We start from the raw sequence: 1,904 nt of genomic DNA on the forward strand, positions 1-1,904 counted from the left end.
GGGTCGGGGAGGGCGGAGTGGATCTCCACCTGCGGCAGGGTGCCGTCGGGGGCGGCGCAGGCGGACAGGAGGAGCGGTAAAAAAGGAAGACAAAAGGAGGCTCTTAGGGTCATGTGCCCACCGCAGTCAGTCTACGCAGCAATTGATAGGAGCGTTGCTGGCTCATAAGATATAGACTTCGCCTGTACGAGGTTACTTTCGGCGGCTGTATCTATTCAGGAGAGGTCGGTCAATGTCGATGCCGCCAGAAGCGCGCCTGGCGTGATGAATAAGCGCTGCAAGAAGCTGGTGTCTATTGGCATAAAGGCTCGCATAAACAGCAATTCCTTGGGACAGCGTCGTGCGGACGATGACGTTGTAGCCCCAGAAAATCGTGTCCCCGTATATGGGCACGATTTTAATCTCTAGCACGTCCCTGAGCGCTATGGTTCTGCTGCCGAAGATACTTCGTACGGTGAGCGCCTCGGGCGTAATCGTGATCGATGAGGAGATGAGGTAGGCAGAGAAGCACAACAACAGCCCCAAGAAGCCCAGCAAGATGACGCTCCCGAATGGGCCTCGCCCGAAATCCTCACCCCGGAAGCTGGCCAGGAGCATCTGTACCACAAAGCTCGAGATGAGCAGGTATGCCGAGGCGACCATCCACAGCAGTAACCCCCGTTGACTCCTGACGACCTCATGGTCCATAGTCCCACCCATTAACGTCGATCCAATAGTCCTTCAACCAGTTCCCCCCAAACTCTATCCCACTGCTTAGCGCTGCCCCACAAGCAAGTGCATTGTTTCCACTATACTTGCCTGCGCAATAGGCTGTGGCGGCTGTACCCGTAGCTGCCTGGGCGATTCCAAAAACCCCCTCCGTGATCCCAGCCCCCCACTTCTCAGCGGTGGTCATGTTGGAGTCACGGATATCGATGAGGGATTGGGCAAACTGGGCGAAGCCCAGGAAATACCCCGCCCCGTCGATGAACTTTCCAGCCGGGCCCAGCACCCTGACGAAGTCCTCGTAATCCTTGATCAGGTAGGGGTTCACCTTATCCCCGTAGGCCGCAGCCCCCAGGCTAAAATCTATCCCCGATTGGGCCATGTTCACCCAACTATCCGTCATCTGACCCAAGCTCGACAATGTCACGTTGAGTACGGACAGGCCGAACTCGGGGCGCTGCCTCGTATCCCTCCCTCCGGCCGAGGGGGGCGTGAAACTGGGCCCTCCTGGCGACCACCACGGCGGCAACCCTACGCCGCCCGCCGCTGCCGCAAAGGGGGGTCCTCCCTGTTTGAGGCCCAGGCGGGAGGTGTTCCTCGCCAGGGCGGACAGCCCGGCCCCTGCCGACATGCCCTTGAGCCGGTTGACCCGCTCCCGCGCCCCTGGCCCCATCCCGGCCGACCACTGGCCCATGCGCCTGATGGCTCGAGGCGAGTTGGCCAGGTCGGCCAGGAACTGCCGGGTGTTCTTGCCGTCCCCGTCCTTACCCTTGAAGATTTCCGCCCCCAGGCGCAGGTAGAACTCCAGCTTCTCCCCCGGCGACAGCTTGTCCGCCTGCTCCGCGATCTTCTCGAAGTTCTTCAGGTCCGCGCCGTTGAAGCGAGAATCCCCGGTAATGGTTCCCCTGACCGTCCACTTGGCCTGGACTGCGGCCACCGCGGTGAGGTCGCCCGTCTGCCTGGCCGCCTCCAGCTCCCTCCTGTACTGGGCGTCGTCGTTCTCCATCGCCTTCCTGGAGGCTTCCTCCCACCACTTAGCCAAGTCGTCCCACCAGTCGAGCGGCCTCGCGTCGCGCCTGTCCGGGCCTTCCCCCCCGATGGGCGGCGCCACCGCGTCGATGGGCGCGGGCACCCCCCCGATGGGCGGCACCACCCCGCCCCCCGGCGGCGTCAGCCCCGAACCGGCACCGGGGTTGTCC

2 protein-coding genes are annotated in these 1,904 nt (G+C 62.6%); both read right to left on the minus strand.

The window, feature by feature from the left end; translation table 11 throughout:
- Positions 1-192: 192 nt before the first annotated feature.
- Positions 193-687 carry a hypothetical protein gene (locus tag Mterra_RS20925; RefSeq protein WP_119316836.1) on the minus strand — a complete coding sequence of 165 codons (495 nt, stop codon included), beginning with the start codon at positions 685-687 and terminating at the stop codon, positions 193-195.
- Positions 677-1,904 (minus strand): hypothetical protein (locus Mterra_RS20930; protein ID WP_218022997.1); only part of this gene is annotated, 1,228 nt, incomplete at its 5' end. The genes Mterra_RS20925 and Mterra_RS20930, both read right to left, overlap by 11 nt.

Source organism: Calidithermus terrae, from assembly GCF_003574345.1.
Taxonomy (GTDB): Bacteria; Deinococcota; Deinococci; order Deinococcales; family Thermaceae; genus Calidithermus; species Calidithermus chliarophilus.